This is a genomic window from Microtetraspora malaysiensis (assembly GCF_050947145.1).
In the GTDB taxonomy this organism is placed as follows: domain Bacteria; phylum Actinomycetota; class Actinomycetes; order Streptosporangiales; family Streptosporangiaceae; genus Microtetraspora_A; species Microtetraspora_A malaysiensis.
Genome location: NZ_CP191998.1, coordinates 5304077 through 5330722, shown reverse-complemented (window position 1 = coordinate 5330722; position 26646 = coordinate 5304077). Strand labels below are relative to the sequence as shown.

Genomic DNA, 26646 nt, shown 5'->3' with positions numbered 1-26646 from the left:
AAAGAGAAGTTCGTGAACTCAGCGGATACGCGAGACGTCGCCGAAGGCCGCGGCCTGGACGTGGTGACCGTGGAGGTCATCCGGAGCGCGCTGGAGTCTCTCGCGGAGCAGATGACCGAGACGATGACGCGGACGAGCTACTCCCTGCTGCTGAAGGAGGGGAAGGACTGCTCGTCGTCGATCTTCGACGCGAGTGGCCGGCTGGTCGCCGAAGGGGCCAACGTGCCGGTGCATCTCAACGCGCTCGGCCCCTGCCTCAAGGGCATGCTGAAGCACCATTTCCCGCCGGAGACGCTCGTCCCCGGCGACGTCATCCTCACCAACGATCCGTACGTGGACGGCAGCGTCGGCGCCCACCACACGGCCGACTTCATCGTCTACGAGCCGGTCTTCTGGGACGGCGAGCTGGTCGGCTTCTCCACGATCTTCGCGCACCTGGCGGGGGCCGGCGGTCTGGACCCGAACGACTGGCACACGAGCATCTTCGAGGAGGGCCTGCGGATCCCGCCGGTCAAGCTGTACTCCGGCGGCGTCCTGGACGAGGACCTGCTCAAGCTGATCCTGACGAACACCAGCGTGCCCTACGCGCAGCGCGGTGATCTGCTGGCCCAGGTGTCCGGGGCGCACGTGGGCGCCGACGGCTTCCGCCGCCTGCTGGACCGGTACGGCCGCGACGTCGTCCTGCGGGCGGTCGACGCGCAGATCCAGTACGCCGAACGGCGCACCGCGGAGTACGTCCGGCGGATCCCGGACGGCGTCTACCGGGCGGAGAAGCTGCTGCTCGAAGACGGCAGCATGGGCGGTCCGGTCCGGCTGCGGCTCGCCATGAAGGTCACCGGCGACCGGATCACCTTCGACTTCACCGGCTCCGACGAGCAGATCGCCGGGCCGATCAACTGCCCGAAGTCGGCGACCATCTCGGCCTGCCTGTTCGGATTGCTGGCGATGATGCCGCCGGACATCCCGAAGAACCAGGGACCGGCCAACCTGGTGACGATCGACGCGCCCGAGGGGTCCATCGTGAACCCGACCCCGCCCGCGGCCGTCTACCAGCGGATGGCGGTGACGCACCAGATCGTGGACATGATCTTCGAGGCCATGGCCGAGGTGCTGCCGGACGCGGTGGTGGCCAACTCGTGCGGTCTCATCTACGGTCGCGGGTCCGCGGTGAACACCACCACCCATCCGGACGGCGGCGACATCTCGGCCCGCCAGGAGTGGCGGATGGGCACCGGCCCCAGCACCGGCGGCCTCGGCGCCCGGGCGAGCCGGGACGGCCTGAGCGCGATGCCGGGATGGATCACCAACGTGGCCAGCCCCTCCATCGAGAGCTCCGAGTGGGAAGCGCCCGTGCTGTACCGGTCGAAGGCCTTGTACACCGACTCCGGCGGGGCCGGCCGATGGCGCGGCGGCCTCGGCCTGAGACTGAGCTGGCAGGTGAAGGGCGAGGCCGCGCGGTTCTCGCACACGTCGCAGTACTCCGCCATCCCGCCGAAGGGCCTGTTCGGCGGGCACAGCGGCGCACCGAGCCGATGGATCGTTAACGAAGGCGGGGAGTCCGAGCAGGTGCTGCGGTACCAGACCGGCCCGACGATGAGCCTCGACCGCGACGACACCGTCACCCTGTACACGCCCGGCGGTGGCGGGTACGGCGACCCGCTGGACCGGGATCCGGCCCGGGTGCGGGTCGACGTGCTCGACCGCAAGGTGAGCGTCGAGGCCGCGCGGGACCGCTACGGCGTCGTGTTCACCGACGCCGGCGAGGTCGACGAACCGGCGACCGCCGAGCGGCGGGCCGCCCTCCGTGCGGCGCGGAGCCGAGCATGACGGCCGTGCGCGCGGACACGGGAGGAACGGCGCCGGGGCCGACGGTCGTCGTCGGCGGCGGCGTGGTCGGACTCTGCGTCGCGTGGGAACTCGCCCGGCGAGGTCACCAGGTCGTCGTCCTCGAACGGGACCGCGTCGGCAGCGGAGCGTCCCGCGGGAACGCGGGGGAGATCTGCTCGTCGATCGTCGGTCCGCTGTCGCAGCCCGGCATCGTCGGCACCACGCTGAAGAACATGTACCGCAAGGACAGCGCCCTCTACGTTCACCCGGCCGCGGCGCTGACCATGGGGACGTTCCTCCTGCGGATGGCGCGGAACGCCACCGCCGAGCGCTTCCGCGCCGGGGTGCGTGCGCTGGCCATGCTGGGAGCCGACACGGACGAGCGGTTCGCCGCACTGTCGGACGGCGGGGTCGGCGTCGAGGTCACCAAGGGGGAATACCTGTACCTCTTCCCCTCGCGAGAGCGGGCCGAGCGGAAGCGGGCGTTCCTGCGCGAGCACTATCCGGTCGACCGCGACCTCGGCGAGATCCTGGACGGGCCGGAACTCCGGGCCCTGGAGCCGTGCCTGGGCGAGCGGGCGAGGTCCGGGTTCGTGCTCTCCGGCCAGGCGCGGGTCGACCCCGGCGCGTTCGTGGACGCGCTCGCCGACGCCCTGCGCGCCGGCGGGGTCGTGATCCATGAGGGCGCCCGGGTGACGCGCGTCGTGTCGTCGGGACGCGAGGTACGCGTCGAGTCGACGGTCGACACCTTCGCCGCGGGGCACGTGGTCATCGCGGCCGGCGCCGGTTCGGCCGAGCTGACCGGAGATCTGGGGTTCGATCTCCCCATCCGTCCGGGCAAGGGATACAGCTTCGGCATCGCGCCCGCGGCCCCGCTGACCCGGGTGCTGAAGCTGGAGGAGGCCCACGTCGGCGCCGTCCCCTTGGGCGCGGGCGTGCGCATCGCGGGGACGATGGAGTTCGACGCCCGGGACGACAGGTTCAACCGCGGCCGGATCCGGGAGGTCGTCAACGCGGCGGCGCCGTACTTCACCGGCGTCGAGTGGTCGCGGCGCACGGCCGAATGGATGGGGCCGCGCCCGATGACCCCGGACGGGCTCCCGTTCATCGGGGCCGCGCCCGGCCGGTCACGGATCTTCCTGGCGACCGGTCACAACATGCTCGGCGTGATGATGGCCCCCTCGACCGCCCACCTGCTGGCGCGGCTCGTCGACGGCCGGGACGTCCCGGAACTGCGGCCATTCGACCCGGCCCGCGCCGCGCGGCGCCGCGCGGCGCGTCCGGTCAGCCCGGCGGCGTCGCGACGGAGGGGGGCGTAGATGCCGGAGGCGGTCATTGTCGCGGCGGTGCGATCACCCATCGGCCGCGCGGTGAAGGGCTCGCTGGCGTCGATGCGGCCGGACGACCTGGTCGCCCAGGTCATCCGGCACGGCCTCGAACTGGTGCCGGAGGTCGCTCCGTCGGACGTCGAGGACCTGCTGCTGGGCTGCGCGCAGCCCGCGGGGGAGTCGGGCTTCAACATGGCCCGCATCGTGGCGATCCAGTTGGGGTTGGACGGGCTCCCGGGAACCACCGTCAACAGGTACTGCGGCTCGTCGATGCAGACCACCCGCATGGCCTTCCACGCGATCAAGGCCGGTGAGGGCGAGGCGTATATCTCGGCCGGCGTCGAGACGGTCTCCCGGTTCGCCCGGGGAACGGCCGACGGGTGGCCCGACACGAGGAACGCGGTCTTCGCCGTGCCGGGTGAGCGCACCGCACGGCGCGTCGACGACCGGGTCCGCGGGTGGGACGACCCGCGGGACCTCGGGCTGCTGCCCGACGCGCACATCCCGATGGGCCAGACCGCCGAGAACGTGGCCTGGCTGAAGGGGATCGAGCGGGAGGACATGGACCGGTTCGCCGAACGCTCCCAGCACCGCGCGGAGCAGGCGGCCGACACCGGATTCTGGGCGCGGGAGATCTGCCCGGTACGCCTGCCGGACGGGCGGCTGGTCGCCGTCGACGACGGGCCGCGGCGCGGCGTCACGTACGAGGCGGTCTCGGGGCTGCCGCCGGTGTTCCGGCCGGACGGCCGGGTCACCGCCGGCAACAGCTGCCCGTTGAACGACGGCGCGGCGATGCTTGTCGTGATGAGCGACGCCAAGGCCCGCGGGCTGGGACTCACGCCGCGGGCGCGCATCGTGGCGACCGCCGTCAGCGCGTTGTCGCCCGAGATCATGGGCCTCGGTCCGGTCGAGGCGACACGCACCGTGCTCCGCCGAGCCGGGATGACGATGGCCGACATCGATCAGGTCGAGATCAACGAGGCGTTCGCGGCGCAGGTGCTGGCCTGCCAGCGGGACCTGGAGATCCCCGACGACCGGTTGAACGTGAACGGGGGAGCCATCGCCATGGGGCACCCGTTCGGCATGAGCGGCGCACGATTGACGGCGACGCTCCTGAATTCGCTGGAGTTCCACGATGGCCAGGTCGGGCTGCAGACGATGTGCACGGCCGGCGGGCAGGGCATGGCCATGATCGTGGAGCGGCTCGGGTAGCGGCGGCGGCCTGATCGGCGCGTGAATCCGCACCATGCTGCGGCCCCCACGGAACCGATCAGGCCGCCCGACCGGCGGAGCGGCCTTCGCGCCGCGCTGGCATAGATTGCTGTCCTGTTTTTCACGCGGACCGGACTCCCGGAGCGACAGGAGCGAAACCTTGCCACCAACCGGCACCACGATCCGGATCCGAGTCCGGATGAGCGCTCGCCCCACCGACGAGCCGCACCGCGTCTCCAGCCAGCTTGAGCTGCTGTTCGACCTCACCTTCGTGGTCGCGGTCGCCGGCGTCACCGCCCAGTTCGCGCACGCCATCGCCGGCGGTCATGGCCTCACCGGACTGGTCCCCTTCCTCCAGGTGTTCTTCGCGATCTGGTGGGCGTGGATGAACTTCACGTGGTTCGCCTCGTCCTACGACACCGACGATGTCGCCTACCGGCTGCTGACCATGGTGCAGATGGCCGGCGTGCTGGTCCTGGCCGCCGGTGTGCCCGCCGCGGCCCGTCACTCCGACTACGGTGTCGTCACGCTGGGCTACCTCATCATGAGGATGGCGCTGGTGGTCCAGTGGCTGCGGGCCGGTCTGGAAGATCCGGAGAGCCGCCGCACCGCGCTGCGGTACGCCGCGGGCATCAGCTTCGTGCAGGTGGGATGGGTGCTTCGCCTCGTCCTGCAGGACACGGGTGTCCTGCACACGTCCTTCGGGCTGCCGTCCTTCGTCTGCCTGGTCGTCCTGGAACTGGCGGTGCCACGGTGGGCGGAACGGGTCAGGCGTACGAACTGGCATCCGCACCACATCGCCGAACGCTACGGCCTGTTCACGATCATTCTGCTCGGCGAGAGTGTCCTGGCCGCGAGCAGGGGAGTCGCGGGAGCGCTCGAAACGGGCCGGATCAGCGGTCCTTTCGTCGTCATCGCCGTCTCCGGCCTCGTCCTGCTGTTCGCTCTTTGGTGGGCCTACTTCCTCGTGGAGGCCGGGGAAGGTCTCGGTGACCGCCGTCATCGGTCGTTCCTGTGGGGATACGGCCACTACGGCATCTTCGCGGCCTTGGCGGCCTTGGGCGCCGGGCTCGAAGTGGCGGTGGAGCAGAGCGGGCACGAGGTGCACGTACCGTCGTTGGCACTCGGCTACGCGGTCGCCATCCCGGTCGGTGTGTTCCTCGCCCTGCTGTGGGCGCTGAACGCGCTTGTCGTCGCAGAGCCGATCGCCCATCCCGTCGCGGTCCTGGCCTGCGTCATCGTCATCTTGTCCTTGCCACTCGCGACACCCTCGATCGGTGTGGCCGCCGTGGTCGCGGCGATCGCGGCTGTCTGTGTGCTGCTGGTCGCCGTCACGATCGCGACCGGTGCGGTCCGGGGCCCGCGTGAGAGGGCGTCGTTATAGCGGTTGACCACGCGGCCGGGCCGATCACCCGACGGCCGCGGGGACACACTCCACGTACCCGCGTTCGCCCGGCACCCTGTCACTGCGGCGGATCCTGTGAGAGGGCGTCGCGGAGTTGCGCCCTGGCGCGGATACCGAGCTTGGGGAAGATCTTGTGCAGGTGGTAGCCGACGGTCCGGGGCGACAGGTAGAGCCGGGCCGCGATGTCGCGGTTGGTCAGGCCCTGAGCGGCCAGTTCGGCGATCTGCTGCTCCTGCGCGGTGAGCTCGCCGGCCGGGCTCGCCGCTGCAGCCGGGGCTCCCGCCGCCCGCAGTTCCGCGGCTGCGCGATCGATCCAGGGCCGGGCATCGAGCCGCTGGAAGCACTCCAACGCCGCGCTGAGGTGCGTGCGTGCCTCGGTACTGCGGCGCCGTCGGCGCAGCCACTCGCCGAAGTCGAGTTGCGTGAGTGCCTTCTCGAAAGGCCAGCAGTCGACGGCGGAGTCGGCGAGGGCGGCGTGGAAATGGTCCGCGGCGTCCTGGGTATCGCTCAGCAGGGCCGCGGCCCGATGGAGGACGGCGGCCAGCCGGGGGGACCTGTCGGGTCCCAGGCCGCGCTCGACGGCGTCGACCACAGTGCGCGCGTCGTCCGTCCGCCCGGCGCGGACCGCGGCGGCGGCCAGGTCACCCAGGTAGTAGACCGAGGCGTGGTAGTGGACGGGAGCGGGACAGAAGTCGCGGGTGAAGGTCGCGCGCAGCTGCTCGTAGGCCTCGGCGTGCTCTCCGGCGACGAATGCGGCCATGCCCACCGCGTGACGGTGCCGGACCTGAAGGCTCAGGGATCTGCGCAGGTCCACGCCGCGCACGGCTTCCAATGCCCGCGTTCGCGCGGCCGTATGGTCGCCCCGCAGAGCGCACAGCGTGGCCTGGAGGATGCGGGAGCCCACGGTGGCGTTGTCGGCTCCGGCTTCCGTGGCCATCCAGAACGCCTCCTCCGCCGCGGACTGGGCCGCCGTCCATGAACCGCTCTCGAACAAGGCGAGGGCGAGTGCCTGAGCGATTGTCGCGTTGGCGCCCGCGCTGCCGGCGCGCCGTATGGCGTCCATGGTCTGCTCGAGGATGCGAACGGCCTGCTCGGTCTCGTCCAGGATCCAGGCCGTGCCGCCGAGCGCCGTCAGGTTCCCCAGCGACTCCTGCGACATGGCGGCCAGCCCCTTCTCCAGAAGCCCCACCAGCCTCGTCCTTCGGTGGTGCGGATCGATGACCGCCTCGGACCAGGCGGAGGCGGCCGGATCGCGGGCTTCGCCGATCAGAGCGCGGATCCGGCGCAGTTCCGCCCGGTAGAACGGTGCCCCGGAGTTGTAGACGGACGTCGCGGCGGTAGCCAGGGTGCCGAGCGCCAGGTCCGGAGCCGAGGCGGCGGTGGCTTCGGCCACGCCGAGCAGCAGCGCCAGCGCTTCCTCGTGGCGGAGCGTGACCCCCAGGGCCCACCCGGCCAGGAGGGAGGCTTCGGCGCGCAGCCGCGGATCCTCGGTCAGGTCGCCGACGCGCCCGCTGATCTCGCCGACCCACTGCGGGTGGCCGGCGAACATGGCCGCCTGTGCGGCCGACAGCAGGCGCCGGGCGCGCAGCTCCGATGCCGGAGTCAGTTCCGCGGCGCGCTCCAGCGCTGCCGCGGCAGCCGCGTACCCGCCCCGGGCACGGGCGCGGTCGGCGCTCTCCGCCAAGGCGCCGGCGACCTCGGCGTCCTGACCCGTCGCCGCGGCGGCCAGGTGCCAGGCGCGGCGGTCCGGTTCCCCGGAAAGGGCGGAAGCCAGAGACAGGTGGGCCTGCCGACGCTCAGCGAAGGAAGCCGCCTGGTAGACCGCCGAGCGGACCAGCGGATGGCGGAACAGCACCTGGCCGTCCTCGACCCGAACCAGGCCGAGGCCCTCCGCGGGTGCCAGCGCCTGGACGACGTCCAACGACGGGACGGCGCGTAGGAGATCGGCCGGTTGCCCCGTTCCCGCGGCGGCGACCAGGAGCAGCGCCGCACGCGTGGGCGCGGGCAGGCCGGGGAGGTCGGCGGCGAAGAGGTTCTCCAGTCGCGCGGTGAGCGGAAGGGCGGCACCGCCGTCCTGACCCGTGCCGGTCCGGCCTCGGGCGATGGCTCGGGACAGCTCGATCAGGGCCAGCGGGTTGCCGGCAGCCTGCTGGAGGATCTGCGTACGGGCCCGGCCGCGAGGTGGGTTCGGCTGGGCATCCAGGAGCAACCCCGCCTCTGCCCGGGCCAGTGGCCCGACGGCCACGTGCGGGAAGTCCCGGTCGAAGCGAGCCGGCACGGCCTCCTCACGCGCGGCGAGCAGCATCACCACGGGCTTGCCCTCCAGACGCCGGGCGAGGAAGCCCAGCACGTCCACCGAGCCGAGGTCGAGCCATTGAGCGTCGTCGACCAGCAGGAGCAGCGGTCGGCGTGCGGCGGCGTCGCTGATGAGGGTGAGCACGCTCACGCACAAGGACAGCTGGTCGAGGGGCATGTCGTCCTGCGCCGCCATCCCGAAGGCGCGGTCGAGGGCCTTCCGCAGGTTGACCGGCAGCGTGTCACCGGGAAGCAGCGGGTGCAGGAGCTGGTGGATGCCCGAGAGCCCCAGCCCGGCTTCAGCCTCGCTTCCGCGCACGCGCAGGGTCCGCAGGCCGCGGGCCAGGCCCTGCCCGGCCGTCCGGTCGACCAGGGTGCTCTTGCCCGCTCCCGCCTCTCCGGTCAGCACCAGCACCTGCGGGCCGCTGCCGTCCACCGCCCCGAGCAGGCTCTCGATGTGGGACAGCTCGGCGGCTCTGCCCAGGATGCCCGGATCGGCGGGGTGCATCTCGGTCGTTCTCCTCAAGCCGGCGATCAGGACGCTGGGGCCCCTGTCAGCCGCCGCACGGCCTGCCACCGGTGGCCCGACCGGAACGGCGCACGACCGGTCATATGACAGAAGCGTCGCGACCTTGTCTCCCCGATTATGGCCTGGCCAGGGAAGCCGGCCCACAACCATGATCGAGAGTAGGCGCATGACGGTCCGCCCACCCCAGGAAGCGGCCAGTCGTACGGCGAACGGTGGCGGCATGCCAACCGTCATCGGCTCCGTCGAGGAGAGACACCGGCCGCCAACCGCCTCCGCGAGTCCGCGAGCCCGGGTGCTGACCACCCGCTCGGTTCCGCCGCACGAGAGCCTGGACTTCTGGCACGACGCCGTGCTCGCGTCCCTGGTCGGGATGGACATCGCCACTGAAGGCAGCACCTATGACGCGGCCATGCGCACCGACCGCCTCGGGGACCTTCAGATCACCACGGTGGAATGCGACCCGGGCCGCGTCCACCGGGCGCCGCGCTTCATCGCCCGCGGCGACGGGCGGCACGTCTTCGTGGCCCTCCAGAGCACCGGTCGGGCCCAGGTCGAACAGGACGGCCGCACCACCGAGTTGCGGGCCGGAGACATCGGGTTCTTCGAGACCGTCCGGCCCTTCCGCACCACCTTCCCGGAACGCTTCCGACTGAAGATCTTCGCGGTTCCGCGCGGCCTGCTCGCGCGGTCGGAGGCCGACCTGCGACAGCTCACCGCGCGGGCAGTGCGCCCGATCGGCGGTCTCCCCGCCCTGCTCGCGCCCCTGCTGGAGCGGCTGGCGGACACCTCCGAGACGTACGCGACGCCGACGGCCGAGCGACTGGCCGCGTCCGTCATCGACCTGGTGGCGGCCACCGCGGCAGCCGAATTGGACGAGGACCCGGCCGAACTGCCGGGCGCCGGCGATGTCCTGCTGCTGAGGATCAAGACCTTCGTTCGCTGGCATCTGTCGGACCCCGGCCTGACCCCCCAGGTCATCGCCGACGTCCACGGTGTCTCCGTCCGTTATCTGCACCGGCTGTTCGAGGCCGAGGAGACCACCCTGTTCCGGTGGATCCGCGAGCTGCGCCTGCGGGAATGCCGAAGGGAACTCGCCGCACAGGCACCGGGGTCCGTCAGCCTGGGCCAGGTCGCGCGGCGCTGGGGTTTCACCAGTCCCGCCCGGTTCAGCAAGGCCTTCCGCGGCTCCTTCGGTCTGTCGCCCACGGAGTGGCTCGCCCGAGAGCGGGCGAGCCGCACGGCGGACGCGCCGTGCTGACAGGGGCGCTGACCTCCCCCGGTCGGGGGATGTTCTTCTCCACCCGGGACCTCGCTCCCGGCGACCGTGTCGCCGCTTGGGAACGCACGCTCTCGCAGGTTTTCGTGCACCTCGAGGTCGCCGTCGACGGCGACCGCCCGTGGGCGGGCGAGCTTGCCGCCGAACGATGGGGAGCCCTCCAGATCGCCACGGAGGTGTTCGGCCCGGGAACGATCCTGCGTGGTGCCGGTTCGGTGGCCGCCGACCAGCGCACCCACATCCTGGTGCGTCAGCAGCTGGACGGCGACGCGCTGCTGTTGCAGGACGGTCGCATGGCCGAACTCGTGCCTGGTCGTCTGGCGTTCCATGACGCGCGGCGCCCGTTCAGGATCGTGCTGCCGCGGCGGCAGCGGGCCCGGATCCTCATGATGCCCCGGGCGCTGCTGCGCCTGGAGGAAGCGCAGCTGTCCGCCCTCTCGGGCACAGTGGTGGACGAGGCGGGGGAGGGGGCGGTGGCCCTGCTCCTGCCGTCGCTGTGCGGGCTCCTCGAAGAGGTCACCAGGGCCACCCCGGCCCGGCGCGAACAACTCGCTCGCGTCGCCGCGGAGATCCTGGCCACCGTGGCCCTGGAACAGGTCAGCAGGCGGCCCACGTCGGCGCTGTGGGAGCGGATCACGGTGTCCGTCCGGGCCCGGCTGGGAGAACCGGGACTCGCCCCGCAGGACATCGCCGATCAGCACGGCGTCTCCCTGCGCTACCTGCACCGGCTCTTCCAGCTGCACGGCACCACCGTCAACGGCTGGGTACGGATGCGGCGGCTCGAGGCGGCACGCCAGGAACTTGCCCAGTCCGGCCCGGCCCACAGGTCGATCGCCGCGGTGGCCGCTCGCTGGGGGTTCGCCAGCCCCTCCCACTTCAGCCGGACATTTGGCGAAGCGTACGGCATGTCGCCGATGCAATGGCGGTCCGCCGCTGAGGCCGACGCACGCGCACGCTGCTGATCGCGGCGGCATCGCGCTGGTGGCCCCTGGCCGGCCGCGCCGGCCAGGGGCACCATCGATCATCCGGTCATGGCCGCGTGCAACCGAAGGTGGGTCTCCGCCTCCGCGTGCCGGTTGGCCCGCTGGAGGGTACGGCCCAGCAGCAGGTGGGCGTACTCCTCTGTGGGAGCACGCTCGATGACGGCACGCAGTTCCGCCTCGGCCCCACGCAGCTGGGCGGAGTGGTAGTAGGCGCGGGCCAGCAGCAGGCGGGCCGCCACGTTGCCCGGCTCGGCGGCGACCACCGGTGCCAGGATGCGGGCGGCGCCGACGTAGTCCTTGAGTTCGAAGAACATCCGGCCGCGGGCGAACTCCTCGGCCAGGGTCGCGGTCATGGCCGCTCCTCTCCGTCGGTGTGCGGCATCCGCTCGGCGGGGGCGACGCCCAGGCGGCCGGCCTGGTAGTCCTCCATCGCCTGCAGGATCTCGGCGCGTGTGTTCATCACGAAGGGCCCGTAATGCACGACGGGCTCGCGGATCGGCTGCCCGCCGAGCAGCAGCACCTCCAGGTTCGGCTCGGCCTGCGGCTGGCGCGGGTTCGCGGCCAGCGTGAGCGCCCCGCCGGGCCCGAAGAGGGCCAGCTGTCCCTTGTGGATCGGCGCGTGTCCGGCACCCACCGAGCCCTCGCCTGCCAGCACATAGGCCAGCGCGTTGAAGCCGGGGTTCCACGGCACGCTCAGCGTCGCGCCCGGGCTGACGGTGGCGTGCACCATCGCGATCGGCGTGAACGTGATCCCGGGCCCCGGGTGGCCGTCCAGCTCGCCGGCGATCACCCGCAGCAGCGCGCCGCCGTCGGCCGAGGAGAGCAGCGTGGCCTCGCCGCCGCGGATGTCCTGGTAGCGCGGCGGGTGGAACTTGTCCGCCCGCGGCAGGTTGACCCACAGCTGGATCCCGTGGAACAGCCCGCCGGACACCACCAGGTGCTCCGGCGGCTTCTCGATGTGCAGCAGCCCGGAGCCGGCGGTCATCCACTGGGTGTCGCCGTCGGTGATCGTGCCGCCGCCGCCGTTGGAGTCCTGGTGGTCGAAGATCCCGTCGATGATGTAGGTGACGGTCTCGAAGCCGCGGTGCGGGTGCCAGGCCGTGCCCTTGGGCTCGCCGGGCGCGTACTCCACCTCGCCCATCTGGTCCATGTGGATGAACGGGTCCAGGTCGGCGAAGGAGACCCCGGCGAACGCACGCCGTACGGGGAAGCCTTCCCCCTCGAAGTCGCTGGGCGCGGTGGTCACCGACCGGACCGGGCGCTGGACGGTCGCGGCGGGATCGGGCACGACCACGCGGGGCAGCGTCAGTGTGTTGGCGGTGATGGCGGGCATGGCACCCTCCTAACTTGGTTGAATGTTAAACATTCGACTTGCGGAACAGTTCTGGCGTGCGAGAAATTCCACGCGCTGCCGGGCGTGGGGACGACGACGGCGCGCACGTAGGTGAAGGGGCGCAGGGCGTGCTCGAGGACGAGTACGTCCAGCGACCACAATGGACCGTCCCGCCGAGGAAGGCACCTGACACCAGTCCGTTGTGCGCGCAGGGGCCGGCGGTCGTGCGCTGCCAGGCAAGGTGCGATCGCGTCACGCCGTAGTGTGGCGAGACTGCCGTCGCGGATGCCGTCGGGTGGCGCCGAGGGAGTGGATCGCGGTGCCCGGCGGAAGTGGGTGGGTACGACCGCTGTCGGGGTCGACAGCGCCTCGCGGGCTGTCGCGCTCCACCAACCGAACATGGTCGGTCACGTGGTCCGCGGCGCGGGCCGTGCCGTACCGTGCGGTGAGCTGACAAGTCCCGGAGGTGATACATGGCGGAGGCCGTCGACGCAGCGCGTACGGTCATCCTGACCGTGGACGACGACCCGGCGGTGTCCCGCGCCGTCGCCCGTGACCTGCGCCGCCGCTACGGCGAGCGGTACCGCGTGGTCCGCGCCGAGTCCGGTGAGTCGGCGCTGGAGGCTCTGCGCGAGCTGAAATTGCGGGGCAGCCATGTCGCGGTGCTCCTGGCCGACTACCGCATGCCGCGGATGAACGGCGTCGAGTTCCTGGAGCAGGCCCTCGACCTGTTCCCCGGTGCCCGTCGCGTGCTGCTCACCGCCTATGCCGACACCGGCGCCGCGATCGACGCCATCAACGTCGTCGACCTCGACCACTACCTGCTCAAGCCGTGGGCCCCGCCGGAGGAGAAGCTCTATCCGGTGGTGGACGACCTGCTGGAGTCCTGGCAGGTCACCAGCGGCAAGGAGACGCCCACCACCAAAATGGTCGGTCACCGATGGTCGGCGCGCTCCTCGCAGATCCGGGAGTTCCTGGCCCGCAACCAGGTTCCCTACCGCTGGTACTCGTCCGACGAGCCGGAAGGCCGGCGCCTGCTCCACGCCGCGGGCCAGGACGGGCTTCGGCTGCCGCTGGTGGTCGCTCCGGACGGGACCGCGCTGGTGGAGCCAGAGGAGCGTGAACTGGCCGGCCGGGTGGGACTGTCGACGACTCCGGCGGCCGACTTCTACGACCTCGTCATCGTCGGCGGCGGACCGGCCGGCCTGGGCTCAGCCGTGTACGGGGCCTCCGAAGGGCTGCGGACGGTCCTGGTCGAGCGTGAGGCGACCGGCGGCCAGGCAGGTCAGAGCTCGCGCATCGAGAACTACCTCGGCTTCCCGGACGGCGTCTCCGGGGCACAGCTCACCGACCGGGCGCGGCGTCAGGCGACGAAGTTCGGGGCCGAGTTGCTGACGGCGCGCCAGATCACCGCACTGGAGGTGCGGGGCGCGGCACGCACACTCCGGTTCTCGGACGGTTCCGAGGTCTCGGCGCACTGCGTGATCCTGGCGACCGGCGTGTCGTACCGGCAGCTGGATGTGCCGGGCGTCACCGAGTTGACCGGGCGGGGCGTGTACTACGGATCGGCCCTGACCGAGGCTCCCGCGTGCCAGGGGCAGGACGTGTACATCGTCGGCGGGGCGAACTCGGCCGGCCAGGCCGCGATGTTCCTCGCCCGGGGTGCCAAGTCCGTCACCCTGGTGATACGCGGGTCATCGCCGGCCGCCTCGATGTCGTACTACCTTCTCCAGCGGGTCATGGAGTCCCCGGTGATCTCGGTGCGCACCGACACCGTCGTGGAGGCCGTCCACGGTACGGATCACCTGGAGAAGCTGACGCTGCGCAACACGGTGAGCGGCGAGACCGAGACCGTGGAGACCCAGTGGATGTTCGTGTTCATCGGGGCCGCGCCGTTGACCGACTGGCTGGACGGCACGGTGCTCAGGGACTCGCACGGGTTCGTCCTGACCGGCCCCGACCTGTCGCCGGACGGGCGCCCGCCCGCCGGATGGACGCTGGACCGGCCGCCGTACCACCTGGAGACCAGCGTGCCGGGCGTGTTCGCGGCGGGTGACGTGCGGGCCGAGTCCGCCAAGCGGGTCGCCTCCGCGGTCGGCGAAGGGGCCATGGCCGTCATGCTCGTGCACCGCTACCTGGAGCAGTCGTGACCCGGCCCCGGACGCACTGCGACGAGGAAGAGCTGCGGGCTTTGTTCCTGTTCGAGAAGCTCTCCGACAGCCAGCTCGCCCGGCTGTGCCGGGACGGCCGGGCGGAGTGGTTCGACCCGGGCACGGTCTACCGGGAGGGCGACCCGGCCGCGTACCTGTACGTCCTCTTCGAGGGCACGGTGGTGCTCTCACGCCGCGTCGGCGGCGAAGACGTGGACGTCAACCGCACCTCCATGCGCGGCGTGTACGCCGGCGCCTTCCAGGCGTACCTGGGCGACCAGGTGCCACAGGTCTACAACAACTCGATGCGGGTCACCGAGCCCTCCCGGTTCTTCGTCCTGCCCGCGGAGACCTTCGCGGAGATCATGTGGGACTGGTTCCCGATGGCCGTCCATCTGCTGGAGGGGCTGTTCTTCGGGACCAAGAACACCCAGCAGGCGATCGGCCAGCGCGAGCGTCTGCTGGCCCTCGGGTCGCTGACGGCCGGGCTCACGCACGAGCTCAACAACCCGGCCGCCGCCGCGGTGCGGGCCACCGCCGAACTCCGGGAGCGGGTTGCCGGGGTGCGCCACGGGCTCGGCGACATCGCGGCCGACCCGATCCGGCGGGACAGTGTCGACGTGCTGGCCAGGATTCAGGAAGACACCGCCGAACTCGCCGCACGGGCCCCCGCTCTCAGCCCGCTGGAGGCTTCGGACCGGGAGGACGTCCTGACCGACTGGCTGGACGAACACGGCATCGCCGACGGATGGCAGCTCGCGCCGACGTTCGTGCAGGCCGGTCTCGATACCTCCTGGCTGGACCGGATCGCCGCGGCCGTGCCCCCGGACGTGCTCGAGGCGGCCGTGCGCTGGCTGAACTGCACCGTCGAGACCGAGCTCCTCCTCGACGAGATCGAGGACTCGACCACCCGCATCTCCGCCCTGGTCGACGCGGCGAAGCACTACGCGCAACTCGACCGCGCGCCATACCGGCACACCGACGTACACGACCTGCTCGACAGCACGCTGGTCATGCTGTCGCAGAAGATCGGGGCGCGCGTCAGTGTCGTCAAGGACTACGACCGCACGCTGCCCGAGATTCCGGCGTGCCCCGGCGAGCTCAACCAGGTGTGGACCAACCTCGTCGACAACGCGCTCTCCGCCATGGGCGGCACGGACGCCGACGGCACACTGACCGTCCGGACCGCACGGGCCGGCGACCGCCTGCTGGTCGAGATCGGCGACACCGGCCCCGGCGTGCAGCCCGAGATCCGCGACCGCATCTTCGACCCTTTCTTCACGACCAAACCCGTCGGTGAGGGCACCGGCTTGGGCCTGGACATCTCCTGGCGCATCGTCGTCGGCCGGCACGGCGGCGACCTGCGGGTCGAGTCCGTGCCCGGCGACACCCGATTCCAGGTCCGCCTCCCGCTGTCCCCCTCCGACCCGGACACCCCAGAGGAGTCGCAATGAGCCCCGAGCAAGCGATCGACCCCGCCGTTCCGCCGAGCGGCACCGGTTGCGTCGAGTGCGATGCGGCCGGCGGATGGTGGGTGCATCTGCGGCGTTGCGCCCTGTGCGGCCACATCGGCTGCTGCGACGACTCGCCGTCCAAGCACGCCTCGGCGCACGCCAAGGAGACGGGACACCCGGTGATCCGCAGTTTCGAACCGGGTGAGGAGTGGTTCTGGGACTACACCTCCTCGAAGTTCTACAAGTCCGGGCCCGCGTTGGCGCCGCCGGAGAGCCGCCCCGCCGACCAGCCCGTCCCCGGGCCCGCCGGGCGGGTACCCGCCGACTGGGCCGAACGCCTGGGTGGCGGGTGACCGAGCCACCGCGCCCGACTCGCGGTGCCCGGGGGAGGCTCCCGGCGTCGGCGCGAGCGATCACGCGTTGCGGATGCGGGCCGCGTCGTACAGGTCGAGGATCTCGACGGCGCGCTCGCGCATCTCCACCTTGCGGATCTTTCCCGTGACCGTCATGGGGAACGCGTCCACGACATGGATGTAGCGCGGGACCTTGTAGTGGGTGAGCCGCCCCCCGCAGAACTCCTTGACCTGTGCGCCGGTGAGCGGCGAGGTTCCCGGCCGCATGACGATCCAGGCCATGAGCTCCTCACCGTACTTCTCGTCCGGCACGCCGATCACCTGGACGTCGGCGATGTCGGGATGGGTGTAGAGGAACTCCTCGATCTCGCGCGGGTAGATGTTCTCGCCGCCGCGGATCACCATGTCCTTGATCCGGCCCACGATGTTGACGTACCCCTCGGTGTCCATGACGGCCAGATCGCCGGTGTGCATCCAGCGGGCGGTGTCGATCGCCTCGGCCGTGGCGTCCGGCTGCTCCCAATATCCGAGCATGACCGAGTACCCCCGGGTGCACAGCTCCCCGGTCTCGCCGCGCGGCAGCGTCAGCCCCGACACAGGGTCGACGACCTTGACCTCGATGTGCGGCATGGCACGGCCGACCGTCTCGGTACGGCGGGCCAGCCCGTCGTCGCGCCGCGTCATCGTCGACACCGGAGACGTCTCCGTCATGCCGTAGCAGATCGCCACCTCGCTCATGTTCATCTCGGCGACGACGCGCTTCATCACCTCGACCGGGCAGGGCGAACCGGCCATGATCCCGGTACGCAGGCTGGACAGGTCGAAGGCGGCGAAGTCCGGGTGACCGAGCTCGGCGATGAACATGGTGGGCACGCCGTACAGCGAGGTGCAGCGCTCCTGCTCGACGGCGCGCAGCGTGAGCTCGGGGTCGAAGCCGGGCGCGGGAAGCACGATGCACGAGCCGTGCGAGGTGACGCCCAGGTTGCCCATGACCATCCCGAAGCAGTGATACAGCGGGACCGGCAGGCAGACCCGGTCGGCCTCGGTGTAACCGACCAGCTCGCCCACGAAGTAGCCGTTGTTCAGGATGTTGTGGTGCGACAGCGTGGCTCCCTTGGGGAAGCCGGTGGTGCCCGAGGTGTACTGGATGTTGATCGGGTCGTCGAAGGTCAGCGTCGTGGCCCGTTCCCGCAGGGCGGCCGGGTCGCTCCGCCTGCCGCTCTCGACCAGGTCGTCCCATCCGCGCTCGCCGATGAACACGACGTCCGCGAACCCGATCTCGGCGATCATCGCCCGGTAGTCGCTGCTCCGGTACGCGACCGCGCTGACCAGCAGGCGCATGCCGGACTGACGCACCACGTAGGCGAGCTCGTGGCTGCGGTACGCCGGGTTGACGTTGACGAGGATCGCGCCGATCTTCGCGGTGGCGTACTGGACGAGCACCCATTCGGCGCAGTTGGGCGCCCAGATGCCGACCCGGTCGCCCTTGGCGATTCCGCGGGCCATCAGCCCGAGCGCGACCTCGTTCACCGCGGCGTCGAACTCGGCGTACGTCCAGCAGCGCCCGGTCGCCACGTCCACCAGCGCCTCGCGATCACCGAAGCGCGCCACGGTGCGTTCGAGGTTCTCCCCGATCGTCTCCCCGAGCAGAGAGACGTCCGAAGTGCCGGAGGAGTACGAGAGAAGTAAGTCGTGCATGGACGCAGCATCGGCGCGGACGCCGAGGACCACTACCCCCGTTCGGGGGATGGCTCCGACCGGCAAACCTCATTACATTCCGGTTGTATGGCCGTAACACACGCACCGGTCAGCAACCCGGAACACGAACGCGAGGTGCTGCACACCGCCCTGGCGAGGATGCGCCGGGTCACGGGACTCCCCGTCGCGTTCGGCGGTGCGGTGTCACCCGGGCGGCGGGACGTACGGCTCACGGAGTTCACCGGGACGCTGACCGGCGCCCTGCGCGGCCTGGTCATCGGCGCCGGCAACGGACTCGGCGGCCGGGTGCTCGTCACCGCGCGCCCCGGCAGCGTCGACGACTACCTCACCGACCTGCGGATCAGCCATGAGTACGACAGGCCCGTGATCGCCGAAGGGATGCGGGCGATCGCGGCCGTTCCGGTCACGATCGACGGCTCGGTGTTCGGGGTCCTGTACGGCGGGATCCGCGAGTCGCTGTCGCTCAGCACCCGCGTGCTGGACGCCATGACGCAGGTCGCACTCCGCATGGGCATCGAGCTGGCCGTGCGGCGCGAGGTCGAGCGCCGGATGGTCGAACTGGAGACGGCCGCGATCACCCGCGCGGCGCGTGAGGCGCCGACCGCCCCGGAGTGGGAGGAAGTCCGCCAGGTGCACGCCCAGCTGCGGTCGATCGCGCAGGAGATCGCCGACCCCGCACTCCGTCTGCGCCTCCAGGACGCCTGCGACCGGCTGGCGGGCTCCAACGGCCGGCCCCTTCGCGAGAACCCGCTGTCGCCGCGGGAGCTGGACGTGCTGGCCCTGGTCGCGGTGGGGTGCGGAAACGCCGAGACGGGCCGCCGCCTCGGCATTCTTCCCGAGACGGTCAAGAGCTACCTGCGCACCATCATGCGCAAGCTCGGCACTCACAGCCGGATGGAGACCGTGATCGTCGCCCGGCGCTCCGGGTTCATGCCGTAGAGGCCGAGCCGATCAATCGCGGGTGAGCTCCGCGCCGGCACGGTCATCGCACAGTCACCGCACGGCCACCGGCGGCCGCCGCGTTCACGGCAGACGGAAAAGGCAAGGAGTTCACGAACTCCCTGCCACTTTCAATTTATGCCGCACTGGGGGGCTTGTGGCAAGCCCCCGGTCGTGCCGCAGAATCTCCGGCTGGAGCCAGAACCTACGGAATTCCGCGACATGCGTGTGCTCGCGGGCCGTGCGTCGCCGAGCCACGTGGAGCAGCCGTTCGGAGACGCAACCTTGGTGAATGGGGGATTTTCGTGTTCGACGTGATCATTGCCGGTGGCGGACCGACCGGCTCGATGCTGGCCGGCGAGTTGCGGCTGCACGATGTGCACGTGCTCGTGCTGGAGAAGGACGCGGAGCCGACCAGAATCGCCCGCTCGCTCGGCCTGCACGTACGCAGCATCGAGGTGATGGACCAGCGCGGCCTGCTGGAGCGATTCCTCGCGCACGGCCAAAAGCATGCGCTCGCTGGATACTTCGCCGGTTTCGCCAAGCCGAGTCCGGCCAGGCTGGACACCGCGCATGCGTACATCCTCGGCATCCCGCAGACCGTCACCGATCGCCTGCTGGCCGAACGCGCCGCCGAGCTCGGAGCCGAGATCCGGCGCGGCTGCGAGCTGGTCGGGCTGAGCCAGGACGACCACGGAGTGACCGCCGAGCTGGCCGACGGCACGCGGCTGCGCTCGCGCTACCTGGTCGGTTGTGACGGCGGCCGCAGCACGGTGCGCAAGCTGCTCGGCGTCGGCTTCCCCGGCGAGCCCGCCAGGGCCGAGTGGCTGCTGGGCGAGATGCAGGTGACCGAGGACCCGGCGACGGTTGCCGCCGTCGTCGCGGAAGTCCGCAAGACTCATCGTGGGTTCGGCGTCGGGCCCATCGGGGACGGGGTGTACCGCGCGGTCGTGCCCGCCGAGGGGGTGGCCGAGGACCGCACGGTCCCGCCGACCCTGGAGGAGGTCAAGAAGCGGCTGCGGGTGTTCGCCGGCACCGACTTCGGCGCGCACTCACCGCGCTGGCTCTCCCGGTTCGGCGACGCCACCCGGCTGGCCGAGCGCTACCGGGTCGGCCGGGTGCTGCTGGCCGGCGACGCGGCGCATGTCCACCCGCCGATGGGCGGGCAGGGGCTCAACCTCGGCGTCCAGGACGCGTTCAACCTCGGCTGGAAACTGGCTGCCGAGGTCGGCGGCCGAGCGCCGGAGGGGCTGCTGGACAGCTACCACGCCGAACGGCGCCCGGTGGCCGCCGACGTGCTGAACAGCACCCGCGCGCAGTCCGAGCTGATGTCCCTTGAGCCGGGTCCTCAGGCGGTGCGCCGGCTGCTGGGGGAACTGATGGACTTCGAGGAGGTGAACCGGTACCTGATCGAGAAGATCACCGCGATCGGAGTCCGCTACGACTTCGGCGAGGGACATGAGCTGCTCGGCCGGCGGATGCGGGACGTGGGGCTGAAGCGGGGGCGCCTCTACGAGCTGATGCGCGGAGGCCGCGGGCTCCTGCTCGACCAGACCGGCCGTCTCTCGGTGGCGGGGTGGGCAGATCGGGTCGACCACGTCGTCGACACCAGCGAGGAACTGGACGTACCCGCGGTGCTGATGCGGCCGGACGGTCACGTGGCGTGGGCCGGTGACGATCAGCAGGATCTGCTCAGCCGGCTGCCCACGTGGTTCGGCGCCGCCGTCGGCTGAGCCCGCAGTTGTGGCTCGAAGGGGAGGCCTACCTCGGGCACTACCTCGGGCCGGGTTCGGCTTAGTGCAACTTTGCCGTCATCTCGGCCGTGCCGTTTCCCTTGAACATCACCCGGGCCACCTGCGCTATGGGCTGAACGATCGTCACGCCCCAGGATCCACGGCCGTTCGTGATCGTCATGGAGCCGACGCGGACCTGGTGGCCGTCGCGTGTCACGAGCGAGACGTCGTAAGTGCCCGATTCGAGGCGTGAGTCGACGGTCACGAACAGCCAGCTCGGGGAACCCTGGTAGCCGAAGACATGCCCCACCCGCTCATGCGAGGCATACAACACGGCGGCCGTGAGATAGCGGCCGTCCGCCACAGTCAGAGTGTTGCGGTAGTCCCTGGCGAGCCCCCTGTCGCCCGCGGTCGCCTGCCATACGACGCCGGCGGACAGCGCCGCGGCCACCACCGCGGACACCGCCAGCGCGATGGCGGCACGCACCGCGGTCCAGCGCCGGCGTGACGTACGCGGTCGCCGCGGAGCGATCTCGGCGAGCACGCGGGCCTCGAAACCCACGGGAGGCTCGTGCGGGGGAGCCAGGGCGACGAGCCGGTCCACCATGGCGGCCGAGTCGTCCAGCCGCCGCTGGCACGCGGGGCAGGCCGCCACGTGCCGCAGTGTCGCGGCACGCTCGTCACCGGAGGCGACGTCGGCGGCGAGTTCCGGGATGAGCTCCCTCGTCTGCTCGCACTCCCGATCGTCAGTCATCGTTCAACTCCAGTCGCTCGCGCAGCCGGGCGAGGCCCCTGCGAATACGCGTCTTGACGGTTCCCAGCGGGATTCCTTCCAGCTTGGCGATCTCCTTGCCGGTCATCCCGTAGAAGACCATGAGGGTGACGGCCCTTGCCTGTTCGACCGGGAGGTTGCGGAGTTCCTGTCGGGCGAGTTCCTCGTTCTCCGGCGGATCGTCCGCCGGTTCCGCGGTGGTCAGCGCCGCGAACAGCCGTCCCGGGTCCACAGGATGCTCACGCCGTACGCGAAGCGCGTCGATGGCGAGGTTGCGGGTGATGGTGAACAGCCAGGTCGCCACCCTGCCCTTGCGCGCGTCATAGACCCCGGCGTGTCGCCAGGCGCGAATGAACGCCTCCTGGGCCACCTCCTCGGCCATCGTGTCCTCTTCGAGGATGGTGCGGGCGAGACCGAAGACCCGTGCCTGATAGCGGCGGACGAATACCGTCGCGGCCTCGGTATCGCCCGACGCCATACCGGCCAACAGGGATTCATCAGAAAGCGCCCACTCCCTGTAATACGGAAAAGAGTCATATTTGGTTTCATCCTCATTTGAGGAATCTTTTGCGGTGTTCTCCTGCGTACTACTGCCGTACGGGAGTTTCCGAGCGAGGAGATCACCATGATGAAAAGATCGATCGCGCGCCCCGTGTCCGTGGCAGGGGCCGTGGCGCTGGGCGTGCTGCTCGCGGCCTGCGGCGCGAACGGTACGGCGGGCGGCGCGGCGGACGGAGGGGCCGGCGGACCCAAGGTCACCATCACCTCGCCGGCCGACGGAGCCGACGTGTCCATGCCGTTCACGCTGCGGTTCACCACCAGCGTGCCGATCGGGCCGCCCGACTCCGGCCGCGAACACGTGCACGTCTTCACGGACCAGGACGCCGCCGACTACACGGTGGTGACCTCCCCGAGCTTCACCATCCAGGACCTGCCGCCGGGCAATCACACGGTAGGGGTGACCCTGCAGCACGCCGATCACTCACCGGCGGGCGCGTCCGCTCAGATCACCGTCAACGTCACCGCGTCCGGCGGCGCGGGTGCCGCCACCACGCCGAGCGGCGGCGACAGCGGTGGCAGCGACGGTGGTTACAGCGGCTACGGCGGAGGATACTGAGCGGGATGGCCACGCGGCGGCGCCCGGCCGGGCGCTCTCGGCCGAGTGTGGAACGGAACGATCGCCGGACTCGGTGGTTCCACGCTGCCGTCTACCTCACCGTTCTCGTCCTGCTGGCGACCGGCTGGTGGCTGATCGCCGGGAATGAGGGCACGCCCAGCCCCCTGGCGACGCTCTTCGGCACGCCGGACACCACCCTGCACCGCGGCGTCGGCTGGGCGCTGGCCGTGCTCGTCCTGATCGGCGTCGTCCTGGGCAGGAAAGGGGTGCGGACCTTCGTCGCGGAGTCCCTCAGGTGGCGGCCCGGCGACGCGCGCTGGCTCGCTCGCTGGCCGCGGGCCGTGTTCACCGGACGATTCGCCCATCATGACGGCCATTTCGACCCTGGCCAGCGCCTGCTCAACGTCCTGATGGTCGTGGGTCTCGCCGTGCTGGTCGGCACCGGGCTCGGGCTCGTCCTGCTCCACGGAGGTCCGGTCTTCGCCGTTCTCGACCGGGTACACAGGTGGGCGACCTACGTGGTCACCCCGCTGATCGCCGGGCACGTGCTCGTCGCCTCGGGAGTGCTGCCCGGCTATCGGGGCGTGTGGAGATCGATGCACCTGGGCGGCCGGCTCGATCCCGAGGTGGCCCGGCGGCTCTGGCCCGCCTGGGCCGAACGCGAGAACCGTGATCGGCCACCAGGCTGAATCTCCCTGAACGCCTGGTGGGCCCGAGGGGAGTTGCCCCAAGGCCGGGTAGTTAGCGTTTTTGCGGCTTTGGCAAGGGAGCCGGCGGGTGCGTAGCGGCGGCGTAGAGGCCGGAATCGATCTTGAGGATGAGGCCGTTTTCGGCCCATCGTGAGAGCTGTCGATACATGGTGCCGAGCGTGATGTCGCCCAGGTAGCAGGCGATGTCCCGGGGGCGCCAGGACCGGCCGGGATCTTCCTGAAGCAGGGCCAGAACCCTTTCCCTACGGCGGTCGGTCAGTGCGGTGAGCCGGTCGTCCCGGGACGCGATGGGAAGCGGGGGCTCCGTAGGCGCTGCAAGGACGATGATGGTGAGAGCAGTGACAGGCTGACTTCGGTCGGGCCGGCCATCGTCGCGTCGTTCGTTGTAGCGAGAGATCGGTGACTTGACCTTGCGGGTACTCACCCGCGGGCGGCGGGACGGAAGCAGATGAGCCAGGACGCGGAGCCCGATGACCCCGACCAGGTTGGTGCCGCGGTCGGCGACGCATGCGGCTTGAACGAGCAGATCGCGCGCCGTGTGCAGGGCGATGGAGAAGCCGCAGCGGTCCGGGTCGGTGCCGGGCCGGGACTCGGCGGCGTCGACCATCACTGTACGAAGGAGCTGGTAGAGCGTGAGCACCGACCACATCTCCTGCTCCAGCCCGGCGGCATCGCCCGAGCGCAGCACCCGCCCCTGCATGATGGTGTGACGCAGCGCGTAGTAGGCCGACTCGTGATCCCACCGCTGGTGGTAGAGGGCGACCAGGGCGGCGGCCGGATAACGGCGTGCGTCGGTCAACGTGGTGGCCAGGCGGTAGGAGCCGGTGAAGGTGGTGCCGTCCGCGCAGGTCACGGTCACTTGGGCCTCGACGACGCGGATCTGGAGGGTGCCGACCATCGTGAGGTAGGAGCCGTCGGCGAACAGGGCCAGGACGGGGGTGCGCCGGTTGCTGCGCAGCCGGCCGAGGATCTGCGCGCCGGTGGCGGCGACCTGGGCGAGGAAGGCGTTGCTGTCGAAGCCCTTATCCCATAACACGAGCATGTCCGGCTTCAGCAGGTGCAGCAGGCGCCGGGCATAGCCGGTCTCGCCTTCGCTGGTGGGGCCGAAGACCGCGCCGATCAGGGCCCGTGTTCCGGTCTCGACCAGCGTCATCAGCTCCAGTTGGGGGTAGCCTCCGTGGCCCGGGCTGCCGAGCCAGGCCCGGTTGCGGACGGTGTCGGGCGCCTTGAGCGAGCTGCAGCCGTCGAAGGAGACCGTGCGGTAGGGCCCGAACCTCACGCCGGGGGTTGTGGGTTGGGCCAGCGGCCCGCACAAGATCTCAAACAAGCAGCGCATCGGTGCGCTGCCGACTCTGCGGCGCAGGTCGCGCAGGGCTTTGGCGGTGGGCGTCACGATCGGCGGGGTGGTCAGCGACGCTGTCAGCTTCTGCCAGACCAGCTGGTAGCCGACCTCGGGGAACAGGCACATCGCCAGCAGGAAGTAGACCCCGACACGCGAGGGCAGAGAACGCAGGCGGCGCTGCATGTTGCGCGTCTCGTGAAGGATCGCGTCGACGAGCTCGAACGGCACGAGCGTTGTCAGTTCACCCAAATGCCCGGGCGCGAATACTCCCTCGGCTGCTGGGCAGGGCGGGTGACCCGTCTCGATAGCGCTGGGCACAGCAGACCTGGCAGACTCGGCGATCAACGGAGATCCAGTTCTTCGACGGATGGCTGTGGAAGATCACCTGTCTACTGGATCTCCGTTCCCATGTCTGGGGAACTCACGTTCTTGACAGCGCCACGAGCGCCTTAACTACCCGGCCTTGGGAGTTGCCCCGGTTCGGTAGACACGTCAGGCCTTTCGGCTAGGTTCACATGTCTACGCAAATCGGATCAATGGGGAGACATGGGCCGCAGCACCCGACGTACCAAAGCTCTGTGGACCGCGGTCACGCTGGGGACGGTGGCGCTGCTCGCGGCGGCCTGTGGGACGGTGAACCGGGCGTTGCCGTGGAGCGGCGCGCTGCCGGACCGGTCGTGCTGGAACTCCATCGACCGGTCCCTGCTGTCGGAAGCGGCCCCACCCGGCGACACGTCCTGGGAGGTCACCGAGGGGGAGGACCAATGGGGTGACGCGGAGTGCACCGTCGAGACCGGCGACTGGGGGCTCAGGACCACCGTGATGAAGACGCCACTCAAGACCCATCTGTGGTGGACGCGCGGCATCGTCCCGCTGGGCCACGGCCTGCCAGGGATGATCAAGCCCGGCGGCGACCGCGTCGACGGCTGGCTCTATCTGCCCCCGTGCGGGAACGAACTCGTGAACGTCAACGTCCCCGGCGCGGCGTCGGAGCGGCGCGGCGCCGCGGACTTCGCCGCGAAGACCCTGCTCGCCGTCGGCAACGCGAGGATCGCCAAGTGCGGCGGCACGCCGTTCCCCGATCCCGGAACCTTCGACTGGTCCGGGATGGAGGCCGTACACCTCGCCCCGGGCGAATCACCCTGCGGGGTGGAGCTACCCGTGACCGTGCGGAAGAAGAACAGTGATCTGGCGCAGCTCGGCGTCTTCGGCGAGGGCCCTGTCGCCCGGTGCACTGCCCTCGGCGAGGGCGACGACGAGCACGACCTGGGTCTGTTCTCGGCTGTCGTCCTGCACGACGAGGCGATTCTGAACGCCTTCTCGCCGGACGGCGTTCGCGCCACCGTGCGGGTGTCGCCTGGCCGGCCCTTGGAGCTGACGCGCGAGGACCTCCGCTACGACCGCGACGCCGCGACACGTCTGGTGTGCGGCGACGGCGGCGCCGCCAGGTTCGTGCACGTATTCGCCTCAGGTTCCGACGCCGAGTACGCGGCGATCAAACGCGCCGTTCTGAACAAGGTCGCGGGCGATATGGGGTGCCACTGACGACGTCGGTGACAAACCGAGTGAAAGACCGACAACTCAACCTGGACGTCGGCGGCAGCCCGCGCGTGAGCAGCGTGCGGGACGGATTGGCCACCGGCAGCGGCCAGCCTGTACACCCGAGCAGGTCGATGGCCGCCCCGAAGGGACCTTCGCCTCTGGGGGGCGGCGCCGTCAGGACGTGAGATGGAGTGCGAGGAGGCGCGCCGGCGCCTCGGGCGTCGGCCACACCGACGCGGCCCCGAGGACCATCTGGCCCCGGAGAACAGCAACGGAACTGGCCGCGGCCCGCGCCCCGGCTGGAACCGAGGAGAGCGGTCATGAAAGCAGCTGTCGGGGATCGACTGGTTCTCGAAAGCACCAGAGCAGACAAACCAAATCACGTCGGGATCATCGTTGCTCTGCGTCACCCCGACGGCTCGCCCCCATATGTCGTCCGCTGGCTCGATGAGGAGCGTGAAGTCCTGGTGTTTCCCGGCCCGCACGCTCGCATCGAGCATCGGCGAACTGGCTCGGCCGGATCAGTGCGATGTGGAGGGGCGCAGCCGATCCGGACAGGGCCTGGATCGGGCTCCGGGCATCAGCGGCACTCGGACAGCGACGGGTGATCGGCAACTGGGTGGGCGG

Annotated in this window: 22 protein-coding genes; 15 read left to right on the top strand and 7 right to left on the bottom strand. The window is 70.7% G+C overall.

Annotated features, from left to right (window positions below):
* Positions 1–12 precede the first annotated feature (12 nt).
* From ACQP1V_RS25270 to ACQP1V_RS25255, 4 genes are all read left to right on the top strand, one after another.
* Positions 13–1827: a hydantoinase B/oxoprolinase family protein gene (locus ACQP1V_RS25270; RefSeq protein ID WP_433412330.1), complete on the top strand. Its 1815-nt coding sequence runs from the start codon at positions 13–15 to the stop codon at positions 1825–1827.
* Positions 1824–3146, top strand: a complete 1323-nt coding sequence (locus ACQP1V_RS25265) for an NAD(P)/FAD-dependent oxidoreductase (RefSeq protein WP_433412328.1) — start codon at positions 1824–1826, stop codon at positions 3144–3146. The genes ACQP1V_RS25270 and ACQP1V_RS25265 overlap by 4 nt, the downstream gene beginning before the upstream one ends.
* Positions 3147–4367: an acetyl-CoA C-acetyltransferase gene (locus ACQP1V_RS25260; protein ID WP_433412326.1), complete on the top strand. Its 1221-nt coding sequence runs from the start codon at positions 3147–3149 to the stop codon at positions 4365–4367.
* Between the two features lie 199 nt (positions 4368–4566).
* Positions 4567–5751 carry a low temperature requirement protein A gene (locus ACQP1V_RS25255; RefSeq protein WP_433412324.1) on the top strand — a complete coding sequence of 395 codons (1185 nt, stop codon included), beginning with the start codon at positions 4567–4569 and terminating at the stop codon, positions 5749–5751.
* A gap of 79 nt (positions 5752–5830) precedes the next feature.
* On the opposite strand, the gene ACQP1V_RS25250 is transcribed toward ACQP1V_RS25255, so the two are convergent.
* Positions 5831–8593 (bottom strand): ATP-binding protein, encoded by a 2763-nt coding sequence (locus tag ACQP1V_RS25250; protein WP_433412322.1) that lies wholly within the window; start codon positions 8591–8593, stop codon positions 5831–5833.
* A 223-nt stretch (positions 8594–8816) separates the two neighbouring features.
* Between ACQP1V_RS25250 and ACQP1V_RS25245 the strand changes: the two genes are divergently transcribed.
* Both ACQP1V_RS25245 and ACQP1V_RS25240 read left to right on the top strand, forming a co-directional pair.
* Complete coding sequence (locus ACQP1V_RS25245; RefSeq protein ID WP_433412320.1) at positions 8817–9854, top strand: helix-turn-helix domain-containing protein; 1038 nt, start codon at positions 8817–8819, stop codon at positions 9852–9854.
* The gene (locus ACQP1V_RS25240) at positions 9848–10834 is read left to right on the top strand and encodes a helix-turn-helix domain-containing protein (protein ID WP_433412318.1); all 987 of its coding nucleotides are present in this window, start codon (positions 9848–9850) and stop codon (positions 10832–10834) included. The genes ACQP1V_RS25245 and ACQP1V_RS25240 overlap by 7 nt, the downstream gene beginning before the upstream one ends.
* Before the next feature lie 59 nt (positions 10835–10893).
* Here the strand turns inward: ACQP1V_RS25240 and ACQP1V_RS25235 are convergent, their stop codons facing one another.
* Together ACQP1V_RS25235 and ACQP1V_RS25230 are read right to left on the bottom strand one after the other, a co-directional pair.
* A complete protein-coding gene (locus ACQP1V_RS25235) occupies positions 10894–11208 on the bottom strand; it encodes a tetratricopeptide repeat protein (RefSeq protein WP_387416446.1) in 315 nt (104 codons plus the stop codon).
* Entirely contained in the window at positions 11205–12188 is a 984-nt protein-coding gene (locus tag ACQP1V_RS25230; protein WP_433412316.1) for a pirin family protein, read from the bottom strand. Before ACQP1V_RS25230 ends, ACQP1V_RS25235 begins: the two co-directional genes overlap by 4 nt.
* Positions 12189–12661: 473 nt before the next feature.
* Between ACQP1V_RS25230 and ACQP1V_RS25225 the strand changes: the two genes are divergently transcribed.
* The 3 genes from ACQP1V_RS25225 to ACQP1V_RS25215 are packed head-to-tail and all read left to right on the top strand — an operon-like array spanning position 12662 to position 16145.
* A complete protein-coding gene (locus ACQP1V_RS25225) occupies positions 12662–14338 on the top strand; it encodes an FAD-dependent oxidoreductase (RefSeq protein ID WP_433412314.1) in 1677 nt (558 codons plus the stop codon).
* Complete coding sequence (locus ACQP1V_RS25220; protein WP_433412312.1) at positions 14335–15792, top strand: ATP-binding protein; 1458 nt, start codon at positions 14335–14337, stop codon at positions 15790–15792. The genes ACQP1V_RS25225 and ACQP1V_RS25220 overlap by 4 nt, the downstream gene beginning before the upstream one ends.
* Positions 15789–16145, top strand: a complete 357-nt coding sequence (locus ACQP1V_RS25215; protein ID WP_387416442.1) for a UBP-type zinc finger domain-containing protein — start codon at positions 15789–15791, stop codon at positions 16143–16145. Before ACQP1V_RS25220 ends, ACQP1V_RS25215 begins: the two co-directional genes overlap by 4 nt.
* A 60-nt stretch (positions 16146–16205) precedes the next feature.
* Here ACQP1V_RS25215 and ACQP1V_RS25210 read toward each other — a convergent pair whose 3' ends face one another.
* Complete coding sequence (locus tag ACQP1V_RS25210; RefSeq protein ID WP_433412310.1) at positions 16206–17843, bottom strand: AMP-binding protein; 1638 nt, start codon at positions 17841–17843, stop codon at positions 16206–16208.
* A gap of 87 nt (positions 17844–17930) precedes the next feature.
* On the opposite strand from ACQP1V_RS25210, the gene ACQP1V_RS25205 reads away from it, so the two are divergent.
* The gene (locus tag ACQP1V_RS25205) at positions 17931–18803 is read left to right on the top strand and encodes a LuxR C-terminal-related transcriptional regulator (protein ID WP_433412308.1); all 873 of its coding nucleotides are present in this window, start codon (positions 17931–17933) and stop codon (positions 18801–18803) included.
* 305 nt (positions 18804–19108) lie between these two features.
* Complete coding sequence (gene rox / locus ACQP1V_RS25200) at positions 19109–20536, top strand: rifampin monooxygenase (protein WP_433412306.1); 1428 nt, start codon at positions 19109–19111, stop codon at positions 20534–20536.
* Positions 20537–20597: 61 nt separating this feature from the next.
* Here rox and ACQP1V_RS25195 read toward each other — a convergent pair whose 3' ends face one another.
* Together ACQP1V_RS25195 and ACQP1V_RS25190 are read right to left on the bottom strand one after the other, a co-directional pair.
* Positions 20598–21290 carry an anti-sigma factor family protein gene (locus tag ACQP1V_RS25195; protein WP_067138858.1) on the bottom strand — a complete coding sequence of 231 codons (693 nt, stop codon included), beginning with the start codon at positions 21288–21290 and terminating at the stop codon, positions 20598–20600.
* Positions 21283–21786, bottom strand: a complete 504-nt coding sequence (locus tag ACQP1V_RS25190) for an RNA polymerase sigma factor (RefSeq protein ID WP_433412304.1) — start codon at positions 21784–21786, stop codon at positions 21283–21285. Before ACQP1V_RS25190 ends, ACQP1V_RS25195 begins: the two co-directional genes overlap by 8 nt.
* Positions 21787–21933: 147 nt before the next feature.
* On the opposite strand from ACQP1V_RS25190, the gene ACQP1V_RS25185 reads away from it, so the two are divergent.
* On the top strand, positions 21934–22425 hold the full coding sequence (locus ACQP1V_RS25185) for a hypothetical protein (RefSeq protein ID WP_433412302.1): 492 nt from the start codon (positions 21934–21936) through the stop codon (positions 22423–22425).
* A gap of 47 nt (positions 22426–22472) precedes the next feature.
* Positions 22473–23114 (top strand): cytochrome b/b6 domain-containing protein, encoded by a 642-nt coding sequence (locus ACQP1V_RS25180; RefSeq protein WP_433412300.1) that lies wholly within the window; start codon positions 22473–22475, stop codon positions 23112–23114.
* 52 nt (positions 23115–23166) lie between these two features.
* Here the strand turns inward: ACQP1V_RS25180 and ACQP1V_RS25175 are convergent, their stop codons facing one another.
* On the bottom strand, positions 23167–24726 hold the full coding sequence (locus ACQP1V_RS25175) for an IS4 family transposase (protein WP_433412157.1): 1560 nt from the start codon (positions 24724–24726) through the stop codon (positions 23167–23169).
* Positions 24727–25023: 297 nt separating this feature from the next.
* Between ACQP1V_RS25175 and ACQP1V_RS25170 the strand changes: the two genes are divergently transcribed.
* Both ACQP1V_RS25170 and ACQP1V_RS25165 read left to right on the top strand, forming a co-directional pair.
* Positions 25024–26022 (top strand): hypothetical protein, encoded by a 999-nt coding sequence (locus ACQP1V_RS25170; protein WP_433412298.1) that lies wholly within the window; start codon positions 25024–25026, stop codon positions 26020–26022.
* Positions 26023–26339: 317 nt separating this feature from the next.
* Entirely contained in the window at positions 26340–26627 is a 288-nt protein-coding gene (locus ACQP1V_RS25165) for a DUF1918 domain-containing protein (RefSeq protein ID WP_387416432.1), read from the top strand.
* The last annotated feature ends 19 nt before the right edge of the window (positions 26628–26646 follow it).